The 1,434-nt window shown below is 58.9% G+C and carries 3 pseudogenes; all 3 read right to left on the reverse strand.

Annotation, left to right across the window (positions count from 1 at the left end):
• Positions 1-435: 435 nt before the first annotated feature.
• Positions 436-726 (reverse strand): annotated as a pseudogene (locus tag QJT78_RS51215) (IS701 family transposase); the annotation flags it as partial.
• Positions 727-1,261: pseudogene (locus QJT78_RS51220) on the reverse strand (helix-turn-helix domain-containing protein); the annotation flags it as partial. It abuts the pseudogene before it with no gap.
• A 76-nt stretch (positions 1,262-1,337) separates the two neighbouring features.
• A pseudogene (locus tag QJT78_RS51225) lies at positions 1,338-1,434 on the reverse strand (IS5/IS1182 family transposase); the annotation flags it as partial.

The raw sequence follows: 1,434 nt of genomic DNA on the forward strand, positions 1-1,434 counted from the left end.
GGAGAGCCATACGGCTGATCCCGAAGAGAAGCACGGCCCCGCGAGCGGTACCGAACCCAAGGAGGCGCCCAATCAAGCCCTTGACTAAATCCGGCCGAATAGAGAAGAGCCAAATTTACAGGCCGATTGACACTTTGCTGTCCCGACGAATGGCCGAGCGCTCAATGCGTTTCGGTTCTATCTGACCGATCTCTGGAGGCGGACGCTTCGGCGGCGCAGTCAGCGGACCTGTCTGACCTGGGATCGCATAACGCAGATCACCGATGACTGGCTCCCCAAGGCTCGCATCCTTCATCCATGGCCGAAGCTGCGCTTCGCCGTCAAACACCCGAGGTAGGAGCCCGGTGCCTTAATTGGGCTCGCCGGGATCTGCGCGGGGGGCGCCCAGTGATGGGTGTCCCTACCGCGAACAGAATGCGTTTGCGCCACTGTTTTTCAAGGATTTGCTTTCGGCAATATGGGCACTGCTGAGACGGCGGCCGAAGGATGAGATCGACGATGGCGAAACGTACGGCGGGCATGGTTGGTTGAGGCGGAGGCCCGTTGATTCTCTTTTTTTTGCCCCGCGTATGCGAGGCGATGATGTTGCAGGAAGGCGTAGGCAATCATTGTCATCAGGGCGTGGCGATGAAGACCTTGCCATGATCGCCCTTCGAAGTGATCAAGTCCAAGCTCCTCCTTCAACTGCTGATGCGCCTGCTCACAAATCCACCGTGCCTTAATGGTCTCATCGACGCTGAGGACAATGGCTCGGTTCGGGTAAAGCCAGACAATATCGCGCACCTTATCGACGAATAGCGGATCGCTCGACAGTTTAAATGTCTGGCTGCGGTGCGGCTGCAGGCCGAACGCCGTCCACTTTCGGCCGATCGTGGTGTGAGAAAAGCCAGTTTCCGCAGCCATCGAGCGGATCGACCAGTGCGTCCGTCGCGCGGCGTCGTACGCAATGTCCGCTCGATTACCACAGCAACCTGATCGTCGTCGATGGTTCGAGGGCGCCCAGGACGGGCTTCGTCAAGCAGGCCATCACAGCAATCCTTCAAGAATCGGCGGCGCCACTTGCCAACGGTGTGTTCATGGATGCCAAGTTTGGCAGCCACCGACTTGCTTGGCAGACTATCTGCACACCGCAGGATCGCGCGGCAGCGCTCAGATAGCGATTCGGCAACGCGATGACGACGAGCCTCTCCAAGTACGCCCGCTCCTGCGGACTAAGCACCAGCGGCGCGATCGGCCGGCCTCGCACACCCGCATTCGCCACGAGCACTCTCCTCTGTAGAGATTCGAGCTATCAACTAATGTGACGAACTTGCGTTCCAGAGGACTAGGGTCCAGACTCAATTGAGCCAATATGCGACGAGAGCGGCGAGATGAACAGCGGCCAAAAAATTACGGGCGAGCTTGTCATATCGCGTGGCGATGCGCCGGAAGTCC

The sequence above is a fragment of the Bradyrhizobium sp. Mp27 genome, assembly GCF_029953005.1.
Classification (GTDB): Bacteria; Pseudomonadota; Alphaproteobacteria; order Rhizobiales; family Xanthobacteraceae; genus Bradyrhizobium; species Bradyrhizobium barranii.